The sequence below is a fragment of the Vibrio sp. Vb1574 genome, assembly GCF_033338675.1.
In genome coordinates this window covers 1-1,796 of the sequence record NZ_JAWOTC010000117.1, presented here as the reverse complement: position 1 = coordinate 1,796, position 1,796 = coordinate 1, and the positions used below count along the sequence as shown (strand labels likewise).

Annotated in this window: 3 protein-coding genes; 1 reads left to right on the top strand and 2 read right to left on the bottom strand. The window is 43.3% G+C overall.

Features of this window, described 5'->3' with window-relative positions:
* A partial coding sequence (locus R7O12_RS24005) for a cytochrome c peroxidase (RefSeq protein WP_318126545.1) occupies positions 1-292 on the bottom strand: 292 nt, incomplete at its 3' end.
* Between the two features lie 183 nt (positions 293-475).
* Entirely contained in the window at positions 476-598 is a 123-nt protein-coding gene (locus tag R7O12_RS24000; RefSeq protein WP_017447435.1) for a hypothetical protein, read from the bottom strand.
* Positions 599-917: 319 nt separating this feature from the next.
* Here R7O12_RS24000 and R7O12_RS23995 point away from each other — a divergent pair.
* A partial coding sequence (locus R7O12_RS23995; protein ID WP_318126543.1) for a CHASE4 domain-containing protein occupies positions 918-1,796 on the top strand: 879 nt, incomplete at its 3' end.

The following is a 1,796-nucleotide window of genomic DNA, read 5'->3' as shown; positions in this document are numbered from 1 at the left end:
AAACCGTGATCGCGTTTCGTATTCCTGCTCCTTTTACACCTGCTGCTACGGCTGTGTTTTGCGCGCCATTCGTTTGTAGATTGTGGCAACTTTCACAACTGACTTTACCATTCGATGACAAGTTGGGATCTCTAAATAAATGCCAACCAATCCGCGCTAACTTAACGTCGACGACCGGATCGCCCTCGATAGGCAAAACAAGTTCGACTTCTGCTTTTGCAACACTGACGGATGATGCGGTACAAACGAATAGCACGGCGGCACCCCATTTGATAGCTGTACTCAGCCTCATAACTTGAACTTCCTAGAACGCCCTAATTATGAACCTAGTTGCAAATGCGATTTTTTGCCATTTTCAGGCGAGAGTAAAAGGTATGATTTTGTTTCGTATAAAGCTCAAGAGGGAGAGAGATAAAAACAGACAGAGCGAGTCCAATAGAATTCGAACTCGCGTCAGGAAGGCAATAGAGCGTGGCTAGTTGATGAAGGCAAGCAAGCGATAAAACCAAGTGACTTCACCGTAAGCAATCAAATCAAAGATGGTGAAGAAGATGACACAGATGATGGCCAATTTGACCAAGCGTTGAACTATAAACATCACAATTTCCTGTTGTTTTTTCGCAGTTTACTACGTCAACAGGCGAATGAAAAACGGATGCTTGTATCAAGGCGTGTTAAACAATCAACAAAATTTTTTGCAAAAAATGACGTGCTAGAAGCGCTGTTATCTAAGCGATTGTACTATCTACTTTTTTATTAATTTACTGCTCGTTTTGCTTAAAAAGCAATCGGTTAACTCACTGTATAACCTAGATAAGCGAGCGAAAATGGATGTCGACAAGTTGGACGAGCATCAACTATTTCAAATATGATATGTCGTACACTTTTTTAAAACTAATACTTATAACTATTTTTTAATGCAAACACCTCGCTTGTTTAACTTAAATCTTCGCTACAAGACTGCCTTGTATTTCTCGCTCGGTCTGCTCGGGATGATAATTAGTTTCCTTTTTATCAGCCGATACTTTTTCCTGTACAGCTTAGATGAGTTGGAAAACATGGAAATTGACCACTCAAGTCAGCAAGCTATAGCCGTAATTGACATGATGGTGACTCAGCAAGAAGGAAGTTCCTATGATTGGGCTTACTGGGATGAGACCTATGACCTTTTCGCACACCGTGACATCGCAGGTTACAGCGAACGCAACTTATATGTCGAAACCCTTGATGCGCTGAACCTCGATTTGATGTCGTTTATCACACTGGATGGTCAATCCTTAGTGTCATTGAGTCGTGAAAACACACCAGAGTCTTCATCCTCACTAAACAATAAAGTCGTGTCCGTGCCACTCCTCCAACAGCATATTTTGGCGATGAACAGTAAGCTTGATGTTCACCGCGAAAGTTTGGCGGGCATATTTAAGATCAATGACAACATTTGGGGGTTGAGCTTAGCGCCAGTTCGCAACAGCGAAGGAGATCGTCCTTCGAACGGCTGGATGCTTTGGGGACGCAATCTGTCTGAGCGTTTCCCTGGCGACTTTAAAGCGATGATGTCTGCCAGCAATACGCTCGTGACCAAGTCGTTTAATCCTGTCGATCATGCCAAAACTAAAAGCATCGATAAAACCTCAGAGTCCATCATCAAATGGACCCCAATCAGCGATCTCGCGGGTGAGCCGATTGCGTGGTTGAAAACACAAACCAAACGCGAACACTATTCAAAAGGTAATACTCTCTTTATTTACCTCTTTGCGACGGTTGGGGTGGTAGCGTCAGTCATTGCTACCAGCACG